General features: G+C 57.8%; 26 protein-coding genes and 1 pseudogene. 8 read left to right on the forward strand and 19 right to left on the reverse strand.

All coding sequences use genetic code 11. The features are described from left to right. Positions 1-333: 333 nt before the first annotated feature. From EQV90_RS17230 to EQV90_RS17270, 9 genes are all read right to left on the reverse strand, one after another. The gene (locus EQV90_RS17230; protein ID WP_003445772.1) at positions 334-840 is read right to left on the reverse strand and encodes a hypothetical protein; all 507 of its coding nucleotides are present in this window, start codon (positions 838-840) and stop codon (positions 334-336) included. Between the two features lie 199 nt (positions 841-1,039). Further along, complete coding sequence (gene hdeA, locus EQV90_RS17235; protein ID WP_240878462.1) at positions 1,040-1,354, reverse strand: acid-activated periplasmic chaperone HdeA; 315 nt, start codon at positions 1,352-1,354, stop codon at positions 1,040-1,042. Between the two features lie 266 nt (positions 1,355-1,620). Beyond that, positions 1,621-2,658: a zinc-dependent alcohol dehydrogenase family protein gene (locus EQV90_RS17240; protein ID WP_003445776.1), complete on the reverse strand. Its 1,038-nt coding sequence runs from the start codon at positions 2,656-2,658 to the stop codon at positions 1,621-1,623. Between the two features lie 159 nt (positions 2,659-2,817). After that, positions 2,818-3,171, reverse strand: a complete 354-nt coding sequence (locus EQV90_RS17245; RefSeq protein ID WP_240878463.1) for a hypothetical protein — start codon at positions 3,169-3,171, stop codon at positions 2,818-2,820. 245 nt (positions 3,172-3,416) lie between these two features. Beyond that, entirely contained in the window at positions 3,417-4,751 is a 1,335-nt protein-coding gene (locus EQV90_RS17250; RefSeq protein ID WP_232286871.1) for an MFS transporter, read from the reverse strand. Positions 4,752-4,901: 150 nt separating this feature from the next. Further along, the gene (locus tag EQV90_RS17255) at positions 4,902-6,242 is read right to left on the reverse strand and encodes an amidase (RefSeq protein ID WP_240878464.1); all 1,341 of its coding nucleotides are present in this window, start codon (positions 6,240-6,242) and stop codon (positions 4,902-4,904) included. A gap of 7 nt (positions 6,243-6,249) precedes the next feature. Further along, the gene (locus EQV90_RS17260) at positions 6,250-6,927 is read right to left on the reverse strand and encodes a DUF2848 domain-containing protein (protein WP_003445790.1); all 678 of its coding nucleotides are present in this window, start codon (positions 6,925-6,927) and stop codon (positions 6,250-6,252) included. A gap of 23 nt (positions 6,928-6,950) precedes the next feature. Beyond that, positions 6,951-7,640, reverse strand: a complete 690-nt coding sequence (locus EQV90_RS17265; RefSeq protein ID WP_003445792.1) for a GntR family transcriptional regulator — start codon at positions 7,638-7,640, stop codon at positions 6,951-6,953. 215 nt (positions 7,641-7,855) lie between these two features. Continuing rightward, complete coding sequence (locus EQV90_RS17270) at positions 7,856-8,131, reverse strand: DUF2798 domain-containing protein (protein WP_010657040.1); 276 nt, start codon at positions 8,129-8,131, stop codon at positions 7,856-7,858. A gap of 131 nt (positions 8,132-8,262) precedes the next feature. Here EQV90_RS17270 and EQV90_RS17275 point away from each other — a divergent pair, with 131 nt between their 5' ends. Both EQV90_RS17275 and EQV90_RS17280 read left to right on the forward strand, forming a co-directional pair. Continuing rightward, positions 8,263-9,192, forward strand: coding sequence for a LysR family transcriptional regulator (locus EQV90_RS17275; RefSeq protein WP_003445796.1), 930 nt, complete (start codon positions 8,263-8,265; stop codon positions 9,190-9,192). Between the two features lie 207 nt (positions 9,193-9,399). Then, entirely contained in the window at positions 9,400-9,846 is a 447-nt protein-coding gene (locus EQV90_RS17280; protein ID WP_003445798.1) for an SRPBCC family protein, read from the forward strand. Positions 9,847-9,912: 66 nt separating this feature from the next. On the opposite strand, the gene EQV90_RS17285 is transcribed toward EQV90_RS17280, so the two are convergent. Continuing rightward, complete coding sequence (locus tag EQV90_RS17285) at positions 9,913-10,266, reverse strand: hypothetical protein (RefSeq protein WP_240878465.1); 354 nt, start codon at positions 10,264-10,266, stop codon at positions 9,913-9,915. Positions 10,267-10,363: 97 nt separating this feature from the next. Beyond that, complete coding sequence (locus tag EQV90_RS17290; protein WP_240878466.1) at positions 10,364-11,131, reverse strand: transporter substrate-binding domain-containing protein; 768 nt, start codon at positions 11,129-11,131, stop codon at positions 10,364-10,366. Positions 11,132-11,287: 156 nt separating this feature from the next. On the opposite strand from EQV90_RS17290, the gene EQV90_RS17295 reads away from it, so the two are divergent. Beyond that, entirely contained in the window at positions 11,288-11,824 is a 537-nt protein-coding gene (locus tag EQV90_RS17295; RefSeq protein WP_003445803.1) for a GNAT family protein, read from the forward strand. A gap of 202 nt (positions 11,825-12,026) precedes the next feature. On the opposite strand, the gene EQV90_RS17300 is transcribed toward EQV90_RS17295, so the two are convergent. The 4 genes from EQV90_RS17300 to aroE all read right to left on the reverse strand — a co-directional run bounded on the left by EQV90_RS17300 (position 12,027) and on the right by aroE (position 16,756). Then, positions 12,027-13,283, reverse strand: a complete 1,257-nt coding sequence (locus EQV90_RS17300; RefSeq protein ID WP_240878467.1) for a hypothetical protein — start codon at positions 13,281-13,283, stop codon at positions 12,027-12,029. Positions 13,284-13,615: 332 nt separating this feature from the next. After that, entirely contained in the window at positions 13,616-14,311 is a 696-nt protein-coding gene (locus tag EQV90_RS17305; protein WP_240878468.1) for a hypothetical protein, read from the reverse strand. 136 nt (positions 14,312-14,447) lie between these two features. Continuing rightward, positions 14,448-15,884, reverse strand: coding sequence for an MFS transporter (locus tag EQV90_RS17310; protein ID WP_127195349.1), 1,437 nt, complete (start codon positions 15,882-15,884; stop codon positions 14,448-14,450). A gap of 56 nt (positions 15,885-15,940) precedes the next feature. Then, positions 15,941-16,756: a shikimate dehydrogenase gene (gene aroE, locus EQV90_RS17315; protein WP_127195348.1), complete on the reverse strand. Its 816-nt coding sequence runs from the start codon at positions 16,754-16,756 to the stop codon at positions 15,941-15,943. Positions 16,757-17,083: 327 nt separating this feature from the next. On the opposite strand from aroE, the pseudogene EQV90_RS17320 reads away from it, so the two are divergent. From EQV90_RS17320 to EQV90_RS17330, 3 genes and pseudogenes are all read left to right on the forward strand, one after another. Next, positions 17,084-17,354: pseudogene (locus EQV90_RS17320) on the forward strand (site-specific integrase); the annotation flags it as partial. Positions 17,355-17,366: 12 nt separating this feature from the next. After that, complete coding sequence (locus EQV90_RS17325) at positions 17,367-18,953, forward strand: ABC-F family ATPase (protein ID WP_003445814.1); 1,587 nt, start codon at positions 17,367-17,369, stop codon at positions 18,951-18,953. 342 nt (positions 18,954-19,295) lie between these two features. After that, positions 19,296-20,483: an MFS transporter gene (locus tag EQV90_RS17330; RefSeq protein WP_010657154.1), complete on the forward strand. Its 1,188-nt coding sequence runs from the start codon at positions 19,296-19,298 to the stop codon at positions 20,481-20,483. 18 nt (positions 20,484-20,501) lie between these two features. On the opposite strand, the gene EQV90_RS17335 is transcribed toward EQV90_RS17330, so the two are convergent. Beyond that, positions 20,502-21,533, reverse strand: coding sequence for a hypothetical protein (locus tag EQV90_RS17335; protein ID WP_003445823.1), 1,032 nt, complete (start codon positions 21,531-21,533; stop codon positions 20,502-20,504). A 170-nt stretch (positions 21,534-21,703) separates the two neighbouring features. Continuing rightward, positions 21,704-22,315, reverse strand: a complete 612-nt coding sequence (locus tag EQV90_RS17340) for an FMN-dependent NADH-azoreductase (protein ID WP_003445824.1) — start codon at positions 22,313-22,315, stop codon at positions 21,704-21,706. 126 nt (positions 22,316-22,441) lie between these two features. Between EQV90_RS17340 and EQV90_RS17345 the strand changes: the two genes are divergently transcribed. Together EQV90_RS17345 and EQV90_RS17350 are read left to right on the forward strand one after the other, a co-directional pair. Next, a complete protein-coding gene (locus EQV90_RS17345) occupies positions 22,442-23,350 on the forward strand; it encodes a LysR substrate-binding domain-containing protein (protein WP_003445825.1) in 909 nt (302 codons plus the stop codon). An 8-nt stretch (positions 23,351-23,358) separates the two neighbouring features. Continuing rightward, positions 23,359-23,703 carry an MmcQ/YjbR family DNA-binding protein gene (locus EQV90_RS17350; protein WP_003445826.1) on the forward strand — a complete coding sequence of 115 codons (345 nt, stop codon included), beginning with the start codon at positions 23,359-23,361 and terminating at the stop codon, positions 23,701-23,703. Positions 23,704-23,707: 4 nt separating this feature from the next. Here EQV90_RS17350 and EQV90_RS17355 read toward each other — a convergent pair whose 3' ends face one another. Continuing rightward, entirely contained in the window at positions 23,708-24,106 is a 399-nt protein-coding gene (locus EQV90_RS17355; protein WP_240878469.1) for a DUF1294 domain-containing protein, read from the reverse strand. Positions 24,107-24,141: 35 nt separating this feature from the next. Continuing rightward, the gene (locus EQV90_RS17360; protein ID WP_003445828.1) at positions 24,142-24,972 is read right to left on the reverse strand and encodes an undecaprenyl-diphosphate phosphatase; all 831 of its coding nucleotides are present in this window, start codon (positions 24,970-24,972) and stop codon (positions 24,142-24,144) included. Positions 24,973-25,676: the final 704 nt, after the last annotated feature.

Genomic DNA, 25,676 nt, shown 5'->3' on the forward strand with positions numbered 1-25,676 from the left:
GGTAGCCATTGCCGATTTGCCCGTTCTCAATGGACGGCTGGCGTATCACAGGGGCCGTCGACGGGCTTCGTACCGCTGGCGTTGCGGGGATCGTGCCCTGCCGGCTGTTGGGATTGATGCGTCGCAGCGTATTGTCTGCAGGCGCAGAATTGGGGCTCAGGGTGTTTTGCGCCACCCGCCCGGACTCTGAAGTCAAAGAGGTGCCGGCCTGCGCCTGGGCGACAAGTACAGCCCCCAGGAGCAAGCATAGATAGCTGGACCGGATAATATTCATCTTCGCCCCCATGGTTTGTTCATCACATGGCTCCTGTGCGGGGCCGTTCACTGGCAGGCTCAGTCTTCAGGACCGATCTCGATGACCACTGATTCCCGGGCCTCCTCCAGCAACGCCTGACGGCAGACCTGATAGCAATCCTCGATATGGCCGTTGCCGACCATTTTCATCACCCCAAAACTGATGGTTGCGGCGACCGCCTGCCCCACAAACGGCACGAAGCGGATCACCGACTTGGTCGCCACCTTGGTGCCCATCTTGCGTACCAAGGACATGACCAGTGTCCGGCTGATGAATTTACCGATGACTTCACTGCCGATCCCGGAAACCGCCACCACAATCAGGCGCCTGGACCGCGAGTCCAGCCGCTCGATCTGCTGCGGGGTCAGTCCGAACTTGCTGTTGATCGCCGGCAGCATTTCCACCAGCAACGCCACATCAGTGCCTATGTCGAGCCCGGGAATAGGGATGGCCGCGGCGCCTGCCGATACGGCCGAGCGTTTGGTGACCATGGATTTGCACTCGTCACGAATGCGATCAAGTTCGGCCAGTGACCTGATTAACATAAGTTACCCCCCGCCAATTAAAAATAACGCGAACCTAGTCTACTACGGCCTTCAGACCGCCAAGGCAGCTCTGCTTTTGATGTAGAGGATAGATGGGGCGAGAAATTCACAAGGCTGGAAAAGGTTTTTCGCCACGAACGGGCTCAGGCAGGAACAGAGGGGGTAAGCCTGTACTCTTGTGAAGTACAGGCCTGGCGCATTACACGTCTTTTTTGACTTTGGCCCACTCGGACTTGATTTTTTGCACGAAGGATTCTTTCGGCGTTTCCTTACAGGCAGTGATTACCAGCGGGGTGATTTTGGCAACGCCGTCCACGTCCAGAACAGCATCCTCAACCTGGCCTTTCTTGTTCACTGCTTCACCCAGACCAACGGCGATCGGCTGATAGGTTTCATCAACCGCCAGGAAATCCGCGCACGTCCATTTAGCTACAGGCTGCTTGGCATCAGCTTGTGCCAGGCCCGACAGTGCGACAAGACTGACAGCGCTCAACAGCAGAATGTGCTTCTTCATATGAATATTTCCCTATTATCAAAAAGAGTTGATGTGTTTCTACCTGCCGCCAAGAACATAGTAGTGAATGCATTAGCTGTCAAAAAATCACTACAACTTATTTATACTTCTAGCGCCTGAAACACCAGGGTTTTACATTTAAAAGACACACTAAACCTGAACGGATATCGCGTTATCCGTTCAGTACCTTCAGTAACTAAGGTTCAAGTTTCGCAGGCTCCCGACACTGGGTAAGAATGCCTGCTGAATTGGCTATGGCGGGCCGTTTATTGAGAAAGAATGACCTTCATTGCCTTTTCCTTTGCCGCATTGCCGAACACCTCATAAGCCTGAAGAATGTCGTTGAGTGCGAATCGGTGGGTAATCAGCTGGCCGGCATCTACCTTGCCGGACTGCACCGTTTTCATGAGCATGGGCGTGGTGTTGGTATTGACCAGCCCGGTCGAAATGGTGACGTTCTGGATCCAGAGTTTTTCCAGGTGCAGCTCAACACTTTTGCCATGCACCCCCACGTTGGCAATGCTGCCTCCAGGGGCTACAACCGACTGGCAGGTATCGAAGGATGCCGGGATGCCCACCGCCTCAATCGCCACATCCACCCCTACCCCCTGGGTCAACTCGAAGATGCGTTCAACGGCATTCTGCGTGTTGATATCAATCACATGGGTAGCGCCAAAACGCTGCGCAACTTCAAGACGATTGGTGTCGCCATCAACCATGATCAGCAAGGCGGGCGAGTAAAATTGCGCCGTCAGCAAGGCGGCCATGCCCACAGGGCCCGCCCCGACTATCACCACACTGTCACCCGGCTTGACCTTGCCGGCGAGCACGCCGATCTCGAAGCCGGTAGGCAAAATGTCGCTGAGCATCACCAGCGCTTCTTCATCCGCGCCGGCGGGTACCGGGTACAGGCTGTTGTCGGCATGGGGAATACGCACATATTCGGCCTGGGTACCGTCAATCGTATGGCCCAGAATCCAGCCGCCGTCAGCGCAATGGGAGTACATCTGCCGCCGGCAGTTGGGGCAACTGCCGCATGAGGTGATGCATGAAATCAGCACATGATCACCGGGCTTGAAGTTGCGAATTGCCGGCCCTACGGCCTCGACCACTCCGACCCCTTCATGGCCCAGCACCGTACCTTTGGTGACCTCGGGTACGTCGCCCTTGAGGATGTGCAGATCGGTACCACAGATAGTGGTGTGCAAAATACGGACTATGGCATCGGTCGGCTTGTCGATGACCGGTTTGGCGATATCAGACCAGGCTTTTGCGCCTGGCCCCTGATAGGTGAGCGCTTTCATATGGGCTTTCCTTAGTCAGATCAAAAAACAACAGCAACTGGCGTTGATGTGACTCAAGCGCCAGCCCCCAAAGTCGTTCGATGCAGTTAAGCAGCCTTTTCTCCATACACCCTTGCCGCAGGTCATAAAGCCCCGGGTTAAGCGTGCGGTCTGTCGCCTCTAGCCTTTGGACGACACCGAGAAATCGGTTTCGCCCCTGGCGTCGGACCTGAGTTCAATCTTGTAAGTCTTGCTGGTGCCACAGCCGGACACCTGCCAGGTTTCAACCGCTTTGCTGATTGACCCGGTGGGCGATTGCTCAACACTGGCAATCGTGGTGTCCACATTGCTGATGGACCTGCAGTGGGTCATTGCCGAGAACAGGCCCTGCACATTCACCAGCACATCCTTGCGCAGGACGGGGTCAGTGAGCGACTGGCCGCTGAAGGGTGGGCTATGGGCGCAGCCCGTCAGGGTAGCGGCGGCGAAAACGATACTGATGAGGGCAAAGTGACACTTGTTCTTGATCTGCATATTCAATCCTTGAAACGGCTCCATGCCGTGCCTGACCCCGGCAGCCTAGCAGTATCGGAGCACCGCCGGTATCAGGCAGCGACCCTGCGCCATGAACTGAGCAGTGGCGACTCGCCCGGATAATATTATTCGGGCGAGTCGAGGCTTCGCAAAAGGCATGCAGTGGCACCGGAAGTTGAATACTCGGTGACAGTTTTTAAATATTCACCGCCCTTATCCATGGCCGGCTCTGCCATTAAGTAGCATTAAACTTTACTGACTTTTATACCTTTGAAAAACAGCAGCAGTAATACCCCCGCCAATATTTCAAAACCGGCCACCATATACAGGCCTGCCGCCAGGCTACCGGTCTGGGTTTTAAGCCAGCCGATCATATAAGGCGCGACGAACCCTGCCAGATTGCCGATGCAGTTGATCAGGGCGATGCCCCCTGCTGCTGCAGTACCTGCCAGAAATGCACCCGGAATTGACCAGAACACCGGAAAAGCCGCAAGAATGCCCATGGCTGCAACGGTCAAGGCGATAAGTGCCAGTACTGCGTTACCGATAAACAGGCCGGTGCAGATCAATCCCAGCCCCGCCAGGATCGCAGCCATGGCGCAATGGATGCGGCGCTCGGCGCTCTTGTCAGAATGGAAGCCGTTCCACAGCATCGCCACAGTCCCCAAAATAAAAGGGATTGAGGAAAGCAGCCCGATGTTCATGGTGTCATTCACACCCAGGGACTTGATGACCGATGGAGTCCAGAACGCAATGGTTGCGTTACCGCTCACCAGGCAGAAGTAGACCAGTGCACACAACCACAATTTGGGATAACGCAACAGAGTCCGCAGGTCGCTGTGTTTACCCGGCGCGCTGTCCTCGCGGGCAATGGTAGCGGACACCATTTTGCGCTGTGCCGCCGTCAGCCACTTGGCATTCGCCGGTTTTTCCGGAAGATAGCGCAGCACCAGGAAGCCGGCGATAACCGACGGAATACCTTCCAGGATAAACAGCCATTGCCAGTTGGCCAGACTGCCGACACCCACCATGCGACTCATGATGAAACCGGCCAGTGGCCCGCCGACGACCCCGGCAATTGCGAAAGAGGTCATGAACATGCCGTTGATCTTGGCCCGCTGGGCCGCTGGAAACCAGTAAGTGAGGTACAACACCACCCCCGGAAAGAAACCCGCTTCAAAGGCCCCCAGCAAAAACCGCAACACATAGAAGGACCAGGCACTTTCAACATAGGCCATGGCAATGGACGTCAGGCCCCACATGATGGTGATGCGCGCCAGGGTGCGGCGGGCACCGATTTTTTCCAGAAGCAGATTGCTCGGCACTTCAAAAAAGAAGTAGCCGATAAAGAAAATCCCCGCTCCCAGGCCGTAGACCGCCTCACTGAAGCCCAGGTCCTGCAACATGGAGAGTTTGGCGAAGCCGACATTCACCCGGTCGATCCAGGCCAGCACGAAGAGAAACACTAAAAACGGCAACAGGCGCCAGGCGATCTTTCGATAGACAGCACTGACTTCGGCCGCTACCGGGTCGAGGTCAAGCTCTGAAGCCATTGTTGTACTTGGGTTGCTTCGGTTCATAAGTCATCTCGTCAATACGTTGCGCAGTGAGCCGCCGCTGCCGATTTCCAGGCGAGCGTCGGCGCACGGTGGTTGGCCGTGGCGTTCCGGGAGCAAAGCAGTATTAAAAATCAGGCAGGCCGGGCCTGCCCTCCAGTTACGGGCAAGGCATCAGGCGACTCCCCGCAACAGAGCCTCAACCGCGCGCGACACTTGCAGCACCCGTGCGTCCTGCCCGTGCAGTCCCGCGATTGATAGCCCCACCGGCAACTCTTCAGCCAGCTGACAGGGCAAACTCAAGGCGCAACCGTCGAGAAAATTGATCACACTGGTATTGCGCAGCGCCAGGCCATTGGCGGCGAAAAAGCTTTCGTCCGTGGCAAGGTCTGCCAGCTTCGGCGGTACCACGGCGACACTGGGCATCAGCCAGGCATCGGCATCGCCCAGACGCTCCCGGGCGATGGCAATCAAGCGCTGGCGTTCGGCCTGGGTATCCAGGTAATCAGCTGCACCAATGGCCGCACCGCGCCGAATGCGCTGGGCGACACGGGCGTCGTACTGCTGTGCGTCGTCGCCTTCCAGCCACTGGCGATGGCCGTGCCAGGCTTCGGCGGCGGTCAGTCCGCCGGCAGCGTTGATACGGGGCAACTGGTGCAGCTCGGGAAAATCAAACCAGCGGATGCTGGCCCCGGCCTCGGCGAGCAGGCCCAAACTGCGTTCGAAAGCCACAGCCACGGTCTCATCCAGCTGATCGAGGACGAAATCCCGGGTCACCGCCAGGCGCAGACCGGCCAGGGACGGCATGGGGGTAGCGAGTTGCTCCCCCGAGAGAATCCGGTCCAGCAGGATGCTGTCGGCGACACTGCGGGTCAGAGCGCCAATGGAATCCAGGCTCGGCGCCAGGGGGAAGGTACCGGTTAGCGGGACGCGACTGGCACTGGGTTTGAACCCGGTCAGATTGCAGAAGGCCGCCGGAATCCTGATCGAGCCGCCGGTATCGGTGCCCAGCCCCGCGACCGCCATCTCGAGCGCCACACTGACCGCGGCGCCGGAGCTGGAGCCACCGGCAATGCGCTGTTCTGCACATGGGGTCAGCGGTGTGCCGTAATGAGGATTCAGTCCGAGACCGGAAAATGCAAACTCACTCATATTGGTTCGACCCAGCACAATAGCCCCCGCCGCTCTCAACCGCTCCACGACCACTGCATCGCGACTGGCCGCCGGTGCCTCGGCCAGCAGACTGGAGCCGCTGGCCGTGATCTGCCCGGCCACATCGAACAGGTCCTTGATCGAAACCGGCAGGCCGGCCAGGGCCGACGGCACATAGCCCGAAGACCGCGCCAGGTCGCTGGCACGGGCCGCCAGCAAGGCGCTGCGGGCATCAACGCTGATATAGGCCACTCCGCCTGCCTCGCGATGTGCCTCAATGCGGGCCAATGCCTGTTTGACCAGCGCCTCGCTGGTGGTACGACCCTCAGCCAGGTCCCGGGCGAGCTGTGCAATATCTTTCATTGTCTGTTCACTCCGCCACAGGCAGCGACTCGACACCGTACTGGTGACGCAGGCTGCGGTTAAGGACGGGGTCGAACAATTCCATTTCAAAGGCTTCGCCATAACCCAGTTCGCCAATCACCGATTGGGTGCCGCAGAACATCGCGGTATCCGCTGGCAATGCGCCGGCGCTGTTGAGTTTTCCCAACAGGGTTTGCGGCGCCAGCAAATTGGTCACCGGGCCTTGCTGATACAGCGCACGTTCGCCATCACGCACCCGCCAGGTACGCATTACCAGTTGATCCCAATGCGCCTCAACTTCGGCAAAGCGCCAGACCTGCTGCGCAATCGGCTTGTCGCACATCTGTTTCGACACCGTGACGTCGTAGCTTTCAACCTTGCGATCGGTGTGATCCGAGCCCAGGCCGATCAACAGCCCCTCCTCACTTGGAATCAATACAAACTCGGTCTCGCCGGAAGAGTCCTTGCCCGGCACCTGGATGCTCTGCGCGGTGTTCAGCAGGCTGGCCGAAACCCGGTAGAAACACGGGATCTGCGTAGGACGGCGCACGCCAAGAGCTTCCAGTTCGGCAATATGGTGTTCCACCGCTTCACTGTTACGCCCTGCCCAGCCGGCAATGATCAAATGCTTGATGCTGGCCTGGTGCTCACCTTGGCCGACGACGTGGAAAGTCAATTGAGTCATGAAAGAGTGCTCCGGATCGATAATTAAAGGGTGCGCATGATGGCGCGACGGAAGTCGTCGATGTGGTGATGGATCGCCGCGACAGCGGCATCGCCGTCTCGCTGTTCCACCGCCTCGAGAATGTGCATGTGCTCGTCATAGATGCGCTGGCTGTGGTGGTTTTCCGACAGCGTCAGGTACCAGAAACGGGCCTGCTTTTCGTGCAGGTTGCGCAGCAGTTCAGCCAGGACGCGATTGTGTGCGGCGGCTGAAATCGACATATGAAATTGCAGATCCAGCGTCATGAGCCCGGTCACGTCGTGGTCCGCCAGCAATTGAGGGGTGCGCTCCAGAATGTCGCGCATGGCCTTGATATCAGTGTCGTGGGCACGTTCCACCGCCAGCTTGATACACAGCTGCTCGTTGGAAACACGCACCTCGATCATATCCAGCACATCGTTAAGTGACAGCGCGGTCACCATCACCCCCTTGCGCGGCATGATCGTGACCATGCCTTCTACTTCAAGGCGATGCAGCGCCTGGTGGATCGGCGTTCGGCCAAGCCCCAGCAGCGCTGCCAGTTGCGCCTCGTTGATGGCGTCGCCAGGGCGGAACTCGCAGCTGATGATCCGCTGCTTTATTTGCGCATACGCCAGCTCCCGCAGTTGGGCGGCGCTCTTGATGAGCGGCGGCGTGGACTGCTGATGGCTGGAAACATCAATGGATTTCGGCATTTTCACTCCTGATATTCATCTGATATATCAGATGAATATCAGACCAAGCAAAGCCTGTGCCAGACTCTGCGCAGTGACTGAAAACGCCGGTTTACAAGGGATCGGGGGAAACAAGGATGAGCGAAGGGAGGCTCCGGGGAATGTAACTTGTTACTTATTTGCCCGATTTTGTGCGCGCACGCGCTTTATTTGTGCGCCATGCAGGGCAAGCATCCCTAGGGATGCCGGTGGACGGTGACAGCCACTAACCTGATCACAATGGGGCGAACCACAAGAATGCACAGGAATGCCACTGGCATGGCCAATCGATAGGCGCCCAGGGCATTGCTTAGATAATCCTCATTAATCCCGGAGTTGGCCGCCGTGATCACCAATGACATGAGAAAGGCCATGATTGCCGCCATATAGAACGCAAATACATAGGGAGCCATGGCGGCCGAGAGCTTCAATCGATTGTAAAAACGGATATTTGCAGAAGTCTTTGAATTCATGTCCAGCCCTTTTAAACACGGTTTCTTTGGGGAAACGCACCATATCAAGAACAAAAGTGCGCAACTAGACGGTAATTTCCGCTTACTTTATAAAGTAAAACTTACGAATAGCCCTTCTTTCAGGATTAGTCATGAATCTTCTTGCAGCCATCGCCAGCTTTACCAAGGTGGTTGAAACAGGCTCCATCGTGGGAGCGGCGAAAAACCTGGGGCTCAGTGCCGCAGCCGTCAGCCAGACCCTCAATCGCCTTGAGGAGCACCTGGGCACCCGCCTGCTGCAGCGCACTACGCGCAGCATGGCATTAACCGAAAGCGGAGCCATCTACTACGCCAAAGTGCAACGTATCGTTGCAGACCTGGAGGCCGCCCAATCGGCAATCAGTGAGCCCCATGCCGAACTTCAGGGCCGGCTGTGCATTGCCTCTACCGCTGCATTCGGGCGCCATGTGCTGGCCCCGCTGGTTGCAGGCTTCGCCGCCCGCCACCCGCGCCTGACCCTTGAGCTCAACACCAGCGATAGCAAGATCAATCATATTCAAGCCGGGATTGATCTGAGCCTGAGGATCAAGCCGCAACTGGAGGAAGGAATTATCGCGCGCAAGATTGTCTCAGTGCCCTTTATCGTTTGCGCCGCCCCCTCCTATCTTGAACGGGCCGGTCGGCCGGATTCGCCGGAGCAACTCCAGCAGCATGCATGCCTGGGCTTTCGCTACCCGCTGGACGGCCGCTTCCTGCGCTGGGGATTTATTCGCGACTCAGAACATTACTATGCGGCGCTCAATGTGACCGCCATGAGCGACGACATTGACACCCTGGCCCAAATGGCTGCCCATGGTGCTGGCATAGCCCGGCTGGCGGAGTTCGTGGCGGCGCCCTTTATCGAGTCCGGGCAATTGGTGCCCCTGCTTGAGAGCAGTCATGGGCCAAGGGAGTCCGCTACCGAACCGCTGGATATTTACGTCTGTGTCCAGGACCGCAGCGCCATGACGCCTAAGGTAAAAGCCTTTATCGATTACTTGAGTGCACACTTGGAACAGCGCTGGCCGCAGGCAAACCTTTGAGCCATGCCGTGATCCGCGCGCCCTTGTGCCGCAGGCCAGCCATGGGCATGGCAAAGCAGCGGCCTTTACGCCTGCGGGTTTCGGTGCTATCAAAAAACAGCATCTGGCAAGACATCCACCCGCTCGGGCCCAGTGATGACAAGCCAGACCGCTGAGCACCTGAACCTGTGCATGTCTGAAGGCCCGCCACTGATCTGAGGAGTCATCATGTCCACACATACCGTTCGACTTCATCGCGTCATCAAAGCCCCGCCCGAACGTGTCTATCGGGCCTTCCTGGAAGCCGATGCCCTGACCAGATGGCTGCCCCCCTACGGCTACACCGGCAAGGTCCAGCACATGGATGCGACAGTGGGGGGTGGTTACAAAATGTCGTTCAGCAATTTCAGCACGGGCGAAACTCACTCGTTCGGCGGGCAATACCTGGAACTGGTACCCCATGAACTGATTCGCTACAGCGACAGCTTCGATGATCCAAACCTGCCGGGCGTCATGCACACAACGGTAGCTCTGCGGGCGGTTTCCTGCGGGACCGAATTGAGCGTGGTTCAAGAAGGCATACCCGGGGTCATCCCGCCAGAGGCCTGTTACCTTGGCTGGCAGGACTCGCTCATACAGCTCGCCAGGCTGGTCGAAAGTGAAATTGCCGAGTGACTCAATGCAGTCCCGTGCCGCCTGTTTGCCGATCGTTTCCACAGACAGGCGGCACGGCAATAACAGTTACAGCGGCTTGCCCGGGCTGACAGGCCCCGCAGTATCTATGGCTGCTTGAGCCAGGCTTTTACCGCTCAGGGTAAGAGGCCGAAACTTCGAATACAGCCACAGACCGCACACGCAAGCGCTGCCTAGAAGGGTGCCGAACAACAGCGCCAGGAACAGGCCAACCAAGGGCCCTACGATAATCCCGGCAACCCCGTGCACAGGCTCCCCGTTCCAGTTGACCGTATCGAAACCGAATACAGCCAGGATCCCGCTGACTAGTCCGATGATCCCGAGTGAAATGACCAGCCCGATAAAAAACAGTTTGTAGATCGAGCCGACGCTAAGCCTCTGCACTGCAAATGTTGAGAACATTCGAAGACCTTCTGTAGTTTTTATATACGCCAGGCGCTGCCTGCTCGTTGTGGCCTGACAAACGTCATAGCCTGCGTCTGTGCGGCAGCCTTCATGGCTACTCCGACATTTTCCATTGAGTGATCAGCCTGTTTCTGGATTCACCGGACAACAATGCATTCACCGCATCCAGCAAATGCTGGTTGTCCTTGTGCATCATATAAACTTTATCGCTGGCGGTTCCGGGCAGAATCTGGCGAGTGGAAACACAGAACACACAGGGTTCCTGGCTCTGGTAATAATCCCCTTCAATCAGGTCGGTAAACATGATGTCGGCCTGACCACTACGAATCCCCTGCAAGCTGGCGATATTGTCCTGGGCTCGGACGATCTGGGCATCCTTGATATGTTTGTCGACGTACTCCTGATTGGTACCGCCGGGGTTGACAGTCACCCGCACGCCCTTGCGATCAATCGCGTCCAATGACGCAAACTGAGCGACTTTGTCACACTGCGTCATGGCGATCTTGCCATTTTTGACCACCGGTGCAGAGAGCCCGAACTGGCTTTTTCTGGCCGGTGTATCGGTAATCCCGCCCATTGCGATATCGAACTTGTCTGCTGCCAGATCTGCAGACAGTGTTGGCCAGCTGCTGAGCACAAATCTGACATTGAGTTGCTGTTCATGTCCGAGGGCCTTAGCCATATCAATATCAAAACCGGCCAGATCACCTTGTTTGTCGTGAAACGCCAGCGGAGCATAATCGCCAGGAACGCCGACCCGCAGCTCGCCGCTTTGCTTGATCTCCTGCCAACTTCTGGCGACCGCGCTCTGAGCGCCTAGCAGTGATAGCAGGATCACACACCCATAAAACCTTCTATTCATTGTTCTCTACCTGGTTTTTTGAATTGTTTTTGTAAGGCCGCGGTGGTTGTGCCGCACAGGACCGCATAGCTGAATGTAATACCAGTAACGCCCCATACTGCCCGGAGCGTAGCCTGAGCCCCAAGCAATTTTCTGTTCTGATAACGGACCCTGCACATGAGAATTACCAGGGCGCCTGCCGTCCAATACCCGGGTGTTTCGCTTCGCCAGCTGGAAAGGTCAGATATACCGCAATGGTACGCGTACCTTTCACAACAAGCGGTTGTTCAACATACCAGCTGGAACCTGAGCTCAGAGCAAGACCTGTTACCCATGTTCGACGAGATGGACTCAACTCTTGCCACCTCCACAAGACGGCTGGCCATCACTGACGAACTGAATGGCGAGCTGATTGGAACCATTGGCTTTCATTCAATATCGCAAGTGAACCGTACGGCCGAAGTGGCTTATGATCTTGCGCCGCAATTCTGGGGCAAAGGCATTGCCAGCGCTGTCTGTACAGCGGTAACCCAATGGTCTTTTTTAAAGTACGGATGGGTGCGCGTACAAGGCACTGTGCTTGATACCAACCCCGGCTCAGCCCAGGTGCTGATAAACAGCGGATTCGAGTTCGAAGGAAGGTTGAGGTCATTGCGCATGGTCCGCGCAACACCACGCAACTTCGACCTGTATGCGCGCTTGAATACGGACTGACCTGATCAGGCCGAGGCTGACGCCAGGTAAACTGCAACGGCAACACTGAACCTGGGCCACTGTCGTCTCTGGCGTCGTCATGTCCTGTTGCCCAATAAAAAGCCCTGGATAACCAGGGCTTGAGCGTTTGTGTGTATCGACTGGACGCACGCCAGTGCAGATCGATTTTTGGCGATCCGCACCTTCAGTGGTTAGCTGTTGACTAACGGCGTTCCAGCGTCAGGTAATTGAAGGCAGGAATCAGCCCGACCCGAAGGTTGTGCGATGTACCATAAATATCAATGACGCTGAAATCGTGGGTCATTCGGTTTGGCACTTCTATATTGTTGGTCACCGATTGGTAGAAGTAAAAGTTCTCCTCCATAATGACTTGTCCAATCACCACTTCACCCTCGCGAGGGTATTTTATTTTACCTTCAATGCCCATGTGTCGGCCTAAATAAGTTAGCCACACCCCTGTGTACTCCTTGCTCAGGCCGTTTCTCATAATGCCGATATACTCGGGCTTGTTCGTCAACCTGGTCACTTGACTTCCAGGCAAGCCAAAGTAGGTGACGGTGCATTTGGACTTTCCGCTGCCATGGGCCGCCCAGACAACTCCGTTTTGAGAGGAGTAATTGGTTATCGTTTTAATGGGCAGGCTGCGACCGTTGGGCATTCGAATATTGACATGATGCTCAAATGCACGAAATTTTCCGGCAAAATCTCCATGGCCAATCGGGGTATCTTTCAAATAGCCGTTGGCGAGGCGATCGCCGTAGTTTTCCGATGGCAAGCGCGGAAAGGTAAGTGGTTCGACTTCAAACGATGAATTGAATTTTCCGCGCTTATCACCTTCTCCCGTATCGTCACCCACTTCACTGTAGTTGGTACGAAATACGGTACCGTCACTGTTATTGATACGAACGGCCAGTCGACGCAAGGTAGTTGCCGTGGTTCGCACATAAAACTGGACAGTCTGGTAGTCGGCCCTGGGTTGACTGAGCGCCTGGTTTTGCGTGTGCAACTCCAACCCTGGCTGCGCTTGCTCATGGGGCTGCAGCGGTACGCCCTCAAGGGCTTGATCCAAGGTAGGCGGGTCAATAGCAGCCTGTTCGAACAGCTTGGGCTGCTCCAGCCGCAAGCTGCGAATGGAGTCAAGGAAACCCCGATCCCACGCATAGCCCAGGTTAGTGAATGTGGTACACCATGGATGCAGTTGTTCACCCAAATAGATGATTTCCGAAGTGCCGTAATCAATCAGTCGGATGGTGGCCAGATCCGCTGGCGTTACAGTTACGAAGTTCCCCGATGCGTCCTTGGCCGCCAGACGCACAGTGACAAGTAATTGTTGATTGCCATTATTAAGAAGCGGGTAGCGCGAATTTTGCAAGTGACTGTCATTATTTACAAACACTTTAAAATAAGACAACTGGTTCCAGCCAGAGGCCTTTACATCTTGTACTTCAACTTCACTCATAGCGATTATCCTGAAGAGCGGTGACCGGGCAATGTTTAAAAGATCAACTCTCGAGACAGCGCATTTGCTATTAACTGCACCGGCAGACGGGTGGCGCCTGAAGAGTCAGACGTCCTGCAGTATCCCGATAACATACCCGTGGCGCAGCCCTCTCACCTTGTCCACAGCGCATCTACAAAGACAGTCATGGAGGTATTACACATGCCCGGTTAAATATGCGAAAACCAACTCGTAAAGTAGTTGTGCTCTACAAACTGCCTTGAACAGGCTTGCCAGCCGAATATAACGCCCCTGTGCCACGGATCATTGCAGTAAAGGAATATGTGCCACTTTCAATGATGCGGTTCTTGCCAGGAATCGCTGTGCGACGCATTGCCACCCCCTGCACCATCGCCCCCGGCTCCCCCGCCCTTGCCAGCACTTCTGGAGTCGCCCTTATCACCTTTGCCGCCACCTGAAGAAGACGGGCGAACCGGCCCCTGCTTTGGAATCGAAAGCTCGGCGGGTACGGGATCAAGATCAAGCACGGCGCGAATGAAGTCACGAAGCGAGGTGACCAGTTCGGCGGTATGAATGGGACGCCCTGCCACCAGCTCCGTGGCTGCTACTGCCGCCATCCGGACCTGCTCCTCTGTACCCAGCAGAATGATATCGGACAGCGCCGCTTCAACCGCATCGCGTACCCGCCTTGAGCGGTCGCCATTGCCCTGCACGGCAACAGCTTGGGTCAGGGTCACGCTCTCGGCGGCCTGATCCGGGCTGGTGTTGGCAGTCGCAGTTCTGCGGCGCAAATCCCGCAGATGAGTGGGATCAACCTCAAGATTTCCGGTGAAGGAGCCACCCAGGGTTTTGTAGGCCGCGATGAGGGTACGCAAACGTTCATTGATCTGACGGTTTTCCCGCTCCCGCCGTTGCTGGATCGTATGCATAGCCAGCAGACGAATCCCGACCCCGATAACGGTGATCAGGACTAATCCTGCAAGCGTTGAGAGGATGCCCTCCCAGGAACTGAAATCCAGATTGCGCATGCTGACTCCAGGACTCGAAGGTGGTCCGGTTTAACCAGACTCCCGAACTGGAGACTCTAGCATCCTGCGCGGTCAGCATCTGTGAGCTGCCAGCCAGGGCTGCCCGGGGTAACAGGCAGCCTGGCCAAAGCGCTGATCAGGCAGTACCTGTCGCGGTGCTGGAGCCGTTTGCCGGCGCTGTTGCAGGGTGGGCAATTTCCCAGGCATCACGGGGCTCGTCCAGGTCGCGATTGAGGGTTTCCGGGGTCTTGAAGGTTGTATAGAGGGTGATCAGTGTGAGCAGGGTCAGATAGCAGGCAATCGGCAGCCAGGCACCGACCCCGGCGCTGGCGTCGCCGTCATGGCTGGCCACGACCAGGGCGATAAGACCGGCACCGATCAGCGGCGCAATCCCCCCTGCAATCACTGCCGAGGCTTCCCGGGCGATCGACACCCCCATGTAGCGGTGGCGCGAGCCGAACAGTTCAGGCATCAGTGCCGCCTGGGTGCCGAACATACCCCATGTGCCGATGCCCAGCGCGATGGAGATGGCGATGATGCTCGCCACCACGTTGCCCAGGCTCAGCACCCACCATACCGGGAAGGCCAGGGCCAGTTGCAGCAGGGCGAAGGCCCGGTAAACCACCACGCGCCCGAACCGGTCGCTGAGCATGCCGGCAACCGGTACGGTGAGCGCGCCGAGACTGGCGGCGCAGATAAGTGTCAGCACGCCCACCGGCCCTTGCAGACCTACCACGCCAACGATGTAGCTCACAGCCAGGGCCTGGTAAATCGATGAACCGCCGTTTTCCCCCAGGCGCAGGCCGATACCGATCAGCAAGCTGGGCCGGGAGTGTTTCATCGCACTTTTCAGCGGGTTGACGCTGACGCGCTTGAGCGCCTTGAGGCGGATGAAGGTCGGCGACTCCTTGAGAGACAGACGCATGTACAGCCCCAGCGCCACGATCACCACACTGCTGAAGAACGGCACGCGCCACAGCCCGCTCTCGATGACATCGTCATTGCCGCTGACCACCAGGAAATACACCACTGCCGCGAGGATGGTGCCCAGCTGGATGCCAAGGAACGGCAAGGCGGCATAGAAACCGCGCCGGCCCCGGGGTGCGTATTCGGTCATCATCACCGCCGCACCGGCCTGTTCGGCGCCTGCGCCCAGCCCTTGAAGCAGACGCAGAATCACCAGCAGTGCCGGTGCCAGATAACCGACCTGATGGAAACTTGGCAGGGCTCCGATCAGGGTGCTGGAAACGCCCATCAGCAGCACCGTCGACGTCAGCACGAACTTGCGCCCGACGCGGTCGCCGATCATGCCGAACAGCACGCCGCCCAGGGGCCGTACGGCAAAGCCCAGGAAATAGGTGCCGAAACTGGCGATCAGGCTCATGGCCCGGGTCTGCTCAGGAAAGAACAACGGCCCGAAGATCAGCGCCGAAGCCAGGGTATACAGCGCAAAGTCGTAGTACTCCAGGGCACTGCCCAGGGAGCAGGCCCAGGCGGCACGGTTCAGGTCTTGCTTGCGCGCCTGGCCGTCGGGGATCAAGGCGCTGTCGCATGGGGCGTTATCGAGAGACATAGGGGGACCTCCAGGTGCCTTTACGGCATCTTGTTATTGACCGGTGGTGGGGCTGGTTACAAGTTCAACCGCTGGATTTCCTGAAGCATGGCCTGCTCCATGATGTCGAGGGGCGCTTCTTTTGCGGTGTACAGCTCGATTTGCCGACAGGCTTGATGGACCAGCATCCGGGTGCCGGCCACGGTCGTGCAGCCCAGGGCTTTGGCTTGCTGCAGCAGAGCGGTGTGCACCGGCATGAACGCCACATCCATGACAATCAGATGGCTGGCCAGGCGCCCGTCCAGCGGGTTGCTGTCCGGCTGCTTGAAGCCCACCGAGGTGGCATTGATCACGATATCGAAGTTGCTGGCCGTGAATGCCTCGACGCTGCCCCCCCATCGGGCCCCCAGATCCTCGGCCAGGGCAGTACCGCGTTCGGCAGTGCGGTTGAACAGCGTGACCCGGGCCGCCGCTTGCAAGCAGCCGAAGACCACCGCACGGGCGGCGCCGCCGGCACCGATCACGGCGATACGTTTGTCCCGCAGACCGGTAACCTCCTGCAACGCGCGAATCGCCCCCAGGTAGTCGGTGTTGTAGCCGGTGAGCACCCCGTCGACATTGTTTATGGTGTTGACCGCGCCAATCACCCGGGCCGACTCGTCGATGGCATCCAGATGAGGCATCACCGCAGTTTTGTAGGGCATGGAGACATTCATGCCGCGCACCCCCAGAGCGCGAATGGCCGCCACGGCAGCAACCGGGTCTTCGACGCCAAAACAGACAAAGGTGTAGTCCAGCCCCAGGGCCGCATAGGCCGCGTTGTGGATCTTTGCCGAGAGTGAAAACGGCGACCCCATGATAGAGCCGCACAGCGTTGGCAGGGATTGAGGCATAGCAGAGTCCTTGGCGTGGGAGTCAGACGACGTGATTCAAGCCACCCTCGACGAACAGGGACTGGCGGCGAAAGCTGTCGATCATGTCCATCTCCTTCCCTGGATCGATGAGTGGGGTCAATGCCGCCACTTTCAACCGCTACCTCCCCGGGACGCCAATCGTTTATGTTGATGCCGTGATCACCGCCTGTTATCACCAAAAAACCGTCACCCTCCGGGAGCAAATCCCGCAAGCGTTCTGGCCGGTTCTGGATATGGGCGCCGGAGCGCGATTTGACGCAGGAAAACCAGCCGCCAGGGCGGGCCAGTACGTCCGCCAGCCCCCGGGACCGGCACAAACAATGGGAGGCCGGCGCCAGAGAAGCTGAAGACCCGTTATCGCCCGCCGTACAACTACCGTCATACTTATGCGACAATATGCGTAATGTCTGGCATGAATCCCGCCTTTATTGCCCAACAGCTTGGACACAGCGTCCTGATGCTGCTCTCGACTTATGCCCGCTGGTTGAACTCAAGCGGCGACTGGGGAGAGATGGATAAGCTCCAAAATGCCCCAGGAATGGCCCAAGCGCCAAATGCGCGGCCCGCAACCCATTGATAGGTAAAGTAATTGATCTCCACAGCTAACATCACGATGCAGTTCGGCGCAAAGCCGCTATTCGAGAACGTATCCGTAAAATTCAGCGCCGGTAACCGTTATGGTTTGATCGGCGCCAACGGTTGCGGCAAGTCCACCTTCATGAAAATCCTCGGCGGAGACCTTGAGCCGTCCGGCGGTCAGGTCATGCTGGAGCCGAACGTACGTCTGGGTAAATTGCGTCAGGACCAGTTCGCCTACGAAGAATTTACCGTGATCGATACCGTGATCATGGGCCACGAAGAGCTGTGGAAGGTCAAGGCTGAGCGCGACCGCATCTATTCCCTGCCGGAAATGACCGAAGAAGACGGTATGGCCGTGGCCGAACTCGAAACCGAGTTCGCCGAAATGGACGGCTACACCGCTGAATCCCGTGCCGGCGAATTGCTGCTGGGCCTGGGTATCGGTATCGAGCAACATAACGGCCCGATGAGCGAAGTGTCGCCAGGCTGGAAGTTGCGGGTATTGCTGGCGCAGGCACTGTTTTCCGATCCTGAAGTACTGCTGCTCGACGAACCGACCAACCACCTGGATATCAACACCATCCGCTGGCTGGAAAACATTCTGACCCAGCGCAACAGCCTGATGATCATCATCTCCCACGACCGGCACTTCCTGAACAGTGTCTGTACCCACATGGCTGACCTTGACTACGGCGAGCTGCGCCTGTTCCCGGGCAACTATGACGAGTACATGACGGTTGCGACCCAGTCGCGCGAGCAACTGCTGTCGGAAAACGCCAAGAAAAAGGCCCAGATCAACGAGCTGCAATCGTTCGTCAGCCGTTTCTCGGCCAACGCCTCGAAATCCAAGCAAGCCAGCTCCCGTGCCAAGCAGATCGACAAGATCACCCTGGCCGAGGTCAAGCCTTCGAGCCGTGTCAGCCCGTTCATTCGTTTCGAACAGAACAAAAAGCTGCACCGCCAGGCGGTCATCGTCGAGAATATGGCCAAGGGCTTCGACGGCAAGACCCTGTTCAAGGACTTCAGCTTTACCGTTGAAGCCGGTGAGCGCGTAGCGATCATTGGTCCGAACGGTATCGGCAAAACCACACTGTTGCGCACCCTGGTCAATGAACTGACCCCGGATGCAGGTACGGTCAAGTGGACTGAAGCGGCAGAACTGGGCTACTACGCCCAGGATCACGCCCACGACTTCGAAGACGACTACACCCTGTTCGATTGGATGGGCCAGTGGACCCAGGGCGAGCAAATGGTACGTGGCACTCTGGGCCGCATGCTGTTCTCCAACGATGACATCCTCAAGTCGGTGAAAGTGATTTCCGGTGGTGAGCAAGGTCGCATGCTGTTCGGCAAGCTGATCCTGCAAAAGCCGAACGTGTTGATCATGGACGAACCGACCAACCACCTTGACATGGAATCCATCGAAGCACTGAACCTGGCGCTCGAGAACTACCCTGGCACCCTGGTCTTCGTCAGCCATGACCGTGAATTCGTATCCTCGCTGGCCACTCGTATTATCGAGCTGAGCCCAAGCGGCGTGATCGACTTCAGCGGTACTTACGATGACTACCTGCGCAGCCAGGGCGTTGTGTTCTGATATCGGACACTGCGCATCGCTGAACAAAGCGTCATAACGAAAACCCCGTCACACTGACGCAATGCTGTTCACATAAGTAAACCCTGCCTTTGCAGGAGCGAGCTTGTCTCGCGATGATTGTTAACGAGAATGCGTGTTACAGATTGAACACAGCACCCTCGAGCACATCGCGATACAAGCTCGCTCCCACCGTTGAGACAGCAGTCGTTTACGTGACCGGCATTGCGCCCGCTGACGGGGTTTTTCGTTTCTGCCAGACCACGAATATCGTTAGCCTGCTTTCTTTTGTCCCGGGGCCACGCCATGATGCCGGTCTACGACTGACAGCCGGACACTCTGCTTATGCCTGCGCAACATCCCTCCCCCGCGAGCTCGCTGTCGGTCACGCTGCAAATTCTGTCAATCGTGTTCTACACCTTCATCGCCTTCATCTGCATCGGCCTGCCGATTGCCGTATTACCGGGCTATGTCCATGACCAGCTGGGTTTCAGCGCCGTGGTTGCAGGCCTGGCCATAGCGTCACAGTACCTGGCCACCTTACTCAGCCGACCCGGGGCCGGACGTCTGGTGGACAGCCGCGGGACCAAGCCCGCCATCGTTTATGGCCTGACCGGAATCGCCATCAGTGGCGCTCTGACGTTGCTGGCAGTGATGCTCCAGGACTGGCCATTGCTGAGCCTGGGGGTCTTGATTGTCGGGCGGATTTTCCTGGGCATCGCCCAGGGGCTGATAGGTGTCGGCACTATTGTCTGGGGTATTGGCCAGGTTGGCGCCGAGCACACTGCCCGGGCAATCGGCTGGAACGGCATCGCGTCCTACGGTGCCATTGCCATAGGTGCGCCGCTGGGGGTGGTGATGATCGACCGCCTTGGCTTCCTCAGCCTGGGCATCGCCCTGCTAGTGCTGGCGGTGCTGGCACTGCTGCTGATACGCAACAAGCCTTCGATCCCGGTGGTTCGCGGCGTCCCACTGCCCTTCTGGTCAGTGTTCGGCCTGATTGCCCCGTACGGCATCAGCCTGACTCTGGCCTCCATTGGCTATGGCACCCTCACCACATTCATCACCCTGTTTTATATCGACCGCGGCTGGTTCGGCGCAGCCTATTGCCTGTCGGTATTCGGGGTGTGCTTTATCCTGGCGCGGCTGTTATTCACTAACAGCATCAATCGCTTTGGCGGCTACAGCGTGGCGATCGCCTGCATGACCATCGAAACCGTCGGTCTTGGATTGCTGTGGCTGGCCCCCTCAACCGGCTATGCCCTTGCGGGTGCGGGGCTGGCGGGGTTTGGCCTGTCCCTGGTGTACCCGGCCCTTGGCGTAGAAGCCGTCAAACAGGTGCCCCTCACCAGCCGCGGCGCGGGGTTAAGCGCCTATGCCGTGTTCTTCGATCTGGCGCTGGCCATTGCCGGGCCGATCATGGGCGCCATTGCCTTGAACATGGGCTACCCATGGATCTTTTTCAGTGCAGCACTTTTGAGTGTTCTGGGCTTGACCCTGACGGTCGGGCTATCCCTGCGCAAAGCCCGCTAGCGCCTCGAACAACAGCCCTTACGGACCTGTTGCGACCGTACTCGTGGTTGGCGATGAGCCCAGGGTTTTGCTGAAAAACCGCCCGGCCTCGTAAATCAGATCGCGATGGACATTCTCGCGATCGACCCCCAGGGCATCCGTACACAAACCGGGCATTACCGCCTTTTGTGCATCGGTACAGGGCGCCATGAACACAAAATGCCCGGCACCGGGGATCACCTTGAACTCAGGCTCCACCGGCAGTTTGCGCGCCAGGGCATCGGCGTTTTTATCGGGGTACACCAGCTTGTCGTTATCACCGCTGTAGAGCAGCACGGGCACATGCACTTGCGCCAGGGTTTCACGCCCGAACATCAGGCTCAACGGCGCCATCAATAACAGCGCACGCACCCGTGGATCGGCTACCGGCACCAGATCATCGCGGTCGGCGGTCAACTCGCCCTTGGTGGTGCACGCATCATGATCATCCGGGCGTTCCTGACAGTAACGGCGCAGGCGGTCCAGATCGGGCTGGGCTCCGGCCAGGATCAGAGCCGTTTCGCCGCCTGCGGAATAACCGATGACTCCCACCTCATCGTCATGCACATAGGCCGAGAGTTCGGGGTCGGCCAGCACAGCGCTGATGGCCGCCGAAATCTGCATCGGGCGGCCGTAAAGATTACTCAAGGTGCCCAAACGGCTATGGTCCTTATAGTTATCTCCGGGGTGCAGTACCGCCACCACCACAAACCCCTTGCGCGCCAACGATGTAGCCAGATCGTGCAGGGCCAGCGGCGTCCCCGTGTTGCCATGGGACAACAGCAGCAGCGGGTAATGGCCCATGGCGATTTTGGCCTCTTCGGTGGCCTCGATCTCATAACCGCCGATTTTGCTTATGCCTTCGGCATCAGTGGACGGATAAAAGGCAATGGCATGCATCGGCTGTTCATCCAGCGGATCGAGAAAACTCAGGCGATGAAACCCCGCACTCCAGTGCACCGCGGGCTCGGCCTGCGCCATGACGGGGCAAGTTGCCAACAACAAAACCAGTACTGCCCACAGACGCATCATCGATGCTCACCTTGAATGACGCCCGGTTAATACCAGCGCTGCCAGGACCTTGATCCAGAGGCTTTGCATAACCCGAGCCAGAGGCTAAGGCCAGACGTAAAAAACTCCGTACCCTGGCCACTTCAAGCGCCCAGAATACAGAGTTTAGTAGGTGTAACGATTTAGATAACTTACGCCGCGCTGAACAGATCCTGCTTAATTTGCGCCTGTGCATCGTTCATGGCTTTGCTGCGAACTTCATCACCATAGGCAAGGCCATGGGCCCGTACGAACTCAACATCGGTGATCCCCAGAAAGCCCAACAGCACCTTCAGATAATCGTCGTGGGCTGCGCCAGTGGCTTGCCCGGCGTGCATGCCGCCGGAAGTCGAAACCACGATGACTTTCTTGTTGCCGCACAGGCCCTGGGGGCCGGCTTCGGTGTAGCGGAACGTCTGGCCGGCCACTGCGATCCGGTCGATCCAGGCCTTGAGCTGAGTTGGAATGGTGAAGTTGTACATCGGAGCAGCAATCACCACTGCGTCCGCTTCCAGAAATTGTGCCAGGGTTGCAGCGCTCAACTCGGCTTCGTGCTTTTGCGCCGCATCGCGCAATTCGGCCGGGGTACCGGCGGCCACCAGAGTCGCTGCCGAGAAGTGATTAATGGCCTCGCTGGCCAGGTCACGATAACTCACTTCAACCCCTGGCTCTGCCGCTTGCCAGGCCTTGACCACTTCGCGGCTCAACTGACGCGAAGCCGAGTTGTCGCCCAGAATGCTCGAATCGATATGCAATAGTTTCATGGTGATCTCCAAGTGAGGACCGCCACTGGGCGATCAAGTGAGGTAGATGCTACCAATGAAAGCAATCGACGATAAGACCGCCAACATGCGATAGTTCGTCCCACCTGTAGGACAGTGAGCCCAGCCATGCAAGACCTTAACGATCTCTATTACTTTGCCAAGGTGGTCGAAGCCGGTGGTTTCGCTGCTGCCGGCCGTTTGCTCGGCATTCCAAAATCGCGTTTGTCGCGACGTGTGGCCGAACTTGAGGAACGTCTCGGGGCGCGCCTGCTGCAGCGCACCACGCGTCAGTTGAAGCTGACCGCCGTCGGCGAGCGCTACCTGAGCCATTGCCAGGCCATGTTGCTGCAGGCCGAGATGGCAGACGAGGCTGTCGCCAGCATGTCCAGCGAGCCGCGGGGGCGCTTGCGGGTGTCCTGCCCGGTGGGGCTGGCCCATGAATTCATGCCCGGAGTCATCAGCTCTTTTCTGAGTGCTTACCCTCACGTACAGCTGGAAGTGATTTTGCTCAACCGGCGCGTCGACCTGATCACCGAGGGCATTGATGTGGCCTTGCGCGTGCGCGAACTGGGGGATGAAGACCCGTTGCTGGTCACCCGCCGCTTACGTCAGGCCCAGACGGTAATGGTTGCCAGCCCGGAATTTGCCCGCCAGTGGCCGATCAATAGTCCTGACGACCTGAAAAACGTGCCACTGCTGGGCGCACTTGAAGCTGACCGCATGGTCCATCTGCGGATGCTCGATGAACAGGGCAAAGCCAGCGACCTGGTACTGGAAGCACGGCTTGGCATTGATGATTTTGTGGTACGCAAAGCCTGCGCACTGTCCGGTCTTGGTTTTACCGTGCTGCCCATGATGTATTGCGAACAGGAACTGCAAAGTGGCCAGTTGGTACAGCTACTGCCCAAGTGGTCACTGCCCGGCGGCTGGCTGCATGCCGTTTACCCCCATCGACGCGGGGTGATGCCGGCCGTGCGGGCCTGGATCGATCACCTGGCCGAAACGTTCAACCGTTGTGGAGACAAATTGCTATGAACCAGGCCATGACCAAGCAACAGGTAGCCGACTTCTGCCGCAGCTTGCCCGGGGTCAAGGAGGATGTGAAATGGGGCGGGGTCGAGGTGTTCTACATCGACCAGAGCAAGATGTTTGCCCTGTTCAACCTCAACAGCAACGGGCTGTCGTTCAAGGTCGAGAAAGACTTGTTCCTGGGCTACGTGGACCGCCCGGGGATACGCCCGTCGCCGTATCTGGCGCGGGCGTACTGGATCAATATGCAGGCGCCCTACCCCATGGGCGCCGCAGAGTTACAAGACCTGCTGCGCCGCTCCCACCAGCTGGTGGTCGGCAAACTGCCGAAAAAACGGCAGATCGGCTTGCTCCTCTGATGGCTTACAGATCCGCGAAGGTCAGCTTCAAGAACAGCACATCAATCCACAGCGCCTGATGCACGGCCACGATCAGCCAGAACCACAGCTGATAGGAGAGTTTGCGGGTTTTATGGCGAAACAGCTGTTGCGCCACCAGCGCCCCGGGCCAGCCGCCCAGCAACTCGACCCCGTGCAAGAGCTTCTCCGGGGTGCGCCACTGACCGGCTTTGGCCTGTTGCTTGTCGTACCAGTACAGAGCAAACGCCAGGCAGCTTGCCAGGCCATAGACCAGTAACGGCACGCGGCTGATGCCGGTGAGCAACAGACTCACCGAACCGCACAGGGGCAACGCGCAGACTGCTACAAACACCAGCAGCTTGATCTTCAGGCCACGAATCGGCGCGCCGTTTTTATCGGGCATCCCTCCATGGCCCGCACCTTCCTTCGCCGTTTTTCTCACGCAGAAGCTGCCGACCAGTTGATCCAGCCAAACTGCCAGGTCGCCAGAATCAGCAGACCGAATGCAATCCGGTACCAGGCGAACGCGGCATAACTATGGTTCGAAATGAACTTGAGCAAGGCCCGTACTGCGATCATCGCGAAGATAAACGAGGTCACAAAACCAATCGCGAACACCGGCAAATCGTCCGGCTGGAACAGGTGACGGTATTTGTAACCCGAATACACCGCCGCACCGACCATGGTCGGCATTGCCAGGAAGAACGAGAACTCGGTAGCCGCCTTGCGCGACAGGCCAAACAGCAGGCCGCCGATAATTGTGGAACCCGAACGCGACGTGCCGGGGATCATGGCCAGACATTGCGCAAAGCCGATTTTCACTGCGTCTTTCCAGGTCATGTCGTCTACGGTTTCAGCACGGATCACATGCTGGCGACGTTCGGCCCAGAGCATGATCACACCGCCCACCACCAATGCCGTGGCCACAGTAATGGGGTTGAACAGGTACTCATGAATCACGTCGGCAAAAATCACCCCCAGCACCACCGCCGGCATTACCGCGATGATCAGGTTGACAGTAAAGCGCCGGGCTTGTGGTTGAGTTGGCAGACCGACGACAACGTCGATGATCTTGCGGCGAAATTCCCAGACCACGGCCAGAATCGCACCCAGCTGAATAATGATATTGAACGCCATGGCGCGTTCGCCGCCGAAGTTCAGCAAGTCCGCCACAATGATTTGGTGGCCGGTACTCGAGATCGGCAAGAATTCCGTAAGGCCTTCTACTACACCCAATATCAACGCCTGTGCGGCAGTCCAAAGATCCATCGTTCCCCCATAAGGCCCTGCGTCTTGCAGAGCGGATTAGTCAAAAATCGAGATGTGAGTGCAACCGCTGCCGCGGGGGTGGGTTACAGCCGTGTCATTTTCACCAAGGTGATGTGAAATAACTGTCGGAAATCAATAAATATCCGGCGTTGGAATTCCGGCCGAGATCCTATCAGACGCGTTCCAGTTTGGCTGCTATGACATCGAGAGGGGGGCCAGATCAAAACGATCCAGTAGTCGCTGTTTTGCTTTTTGCTTGTTGCTTGTTGCTTGTTGCTTTTAAAAACGATGTCCCTGCCGCCACTGGATAGTCGACACGACGCGGATGCCCATCACAGAAGGCCGAACGCAGGTGCTGTTGTGGGGGCGAAACCTGTATTTCAGATAAACGCCTGTGCCGGATATGTACTCGGTAGATCTATAAATCCCACCGTGTACATATCCGTTTGATGTATCACGGCTCTCTACGGGTTTCGCCCTTACGGCGAGTCCCTTTTGTCAAACAGCCACAAAAGGAACCCAAAAGGCCTTGCCCCAGCGTACGGCCTTCGCTGCGCTCAGGTTCCCTCGCTCCGGCCCCGCTCCGTGGCCACGCCGTGACGGGCCATCCATGGCCCAACACGGCTCTCCCGGCATCCATGCCGGGAGGACCACTACGCAGAACCTCCTCTCAGCCTCCCGAAGGGGCCAGTAGATCAAGATCA

The sequence above is a fragment of the Pseudomonas sp. TMW22089 genome, from assembly GCF_022496645.1.
Classification (GTDB): domain Bacteria; phylum Pseudomonadota; class Gammaproteobacteria; order Pseudomonadales; family Pseudomonadaceae; genus Aquipseudomonas; species Aquipseudomonas paraversuta.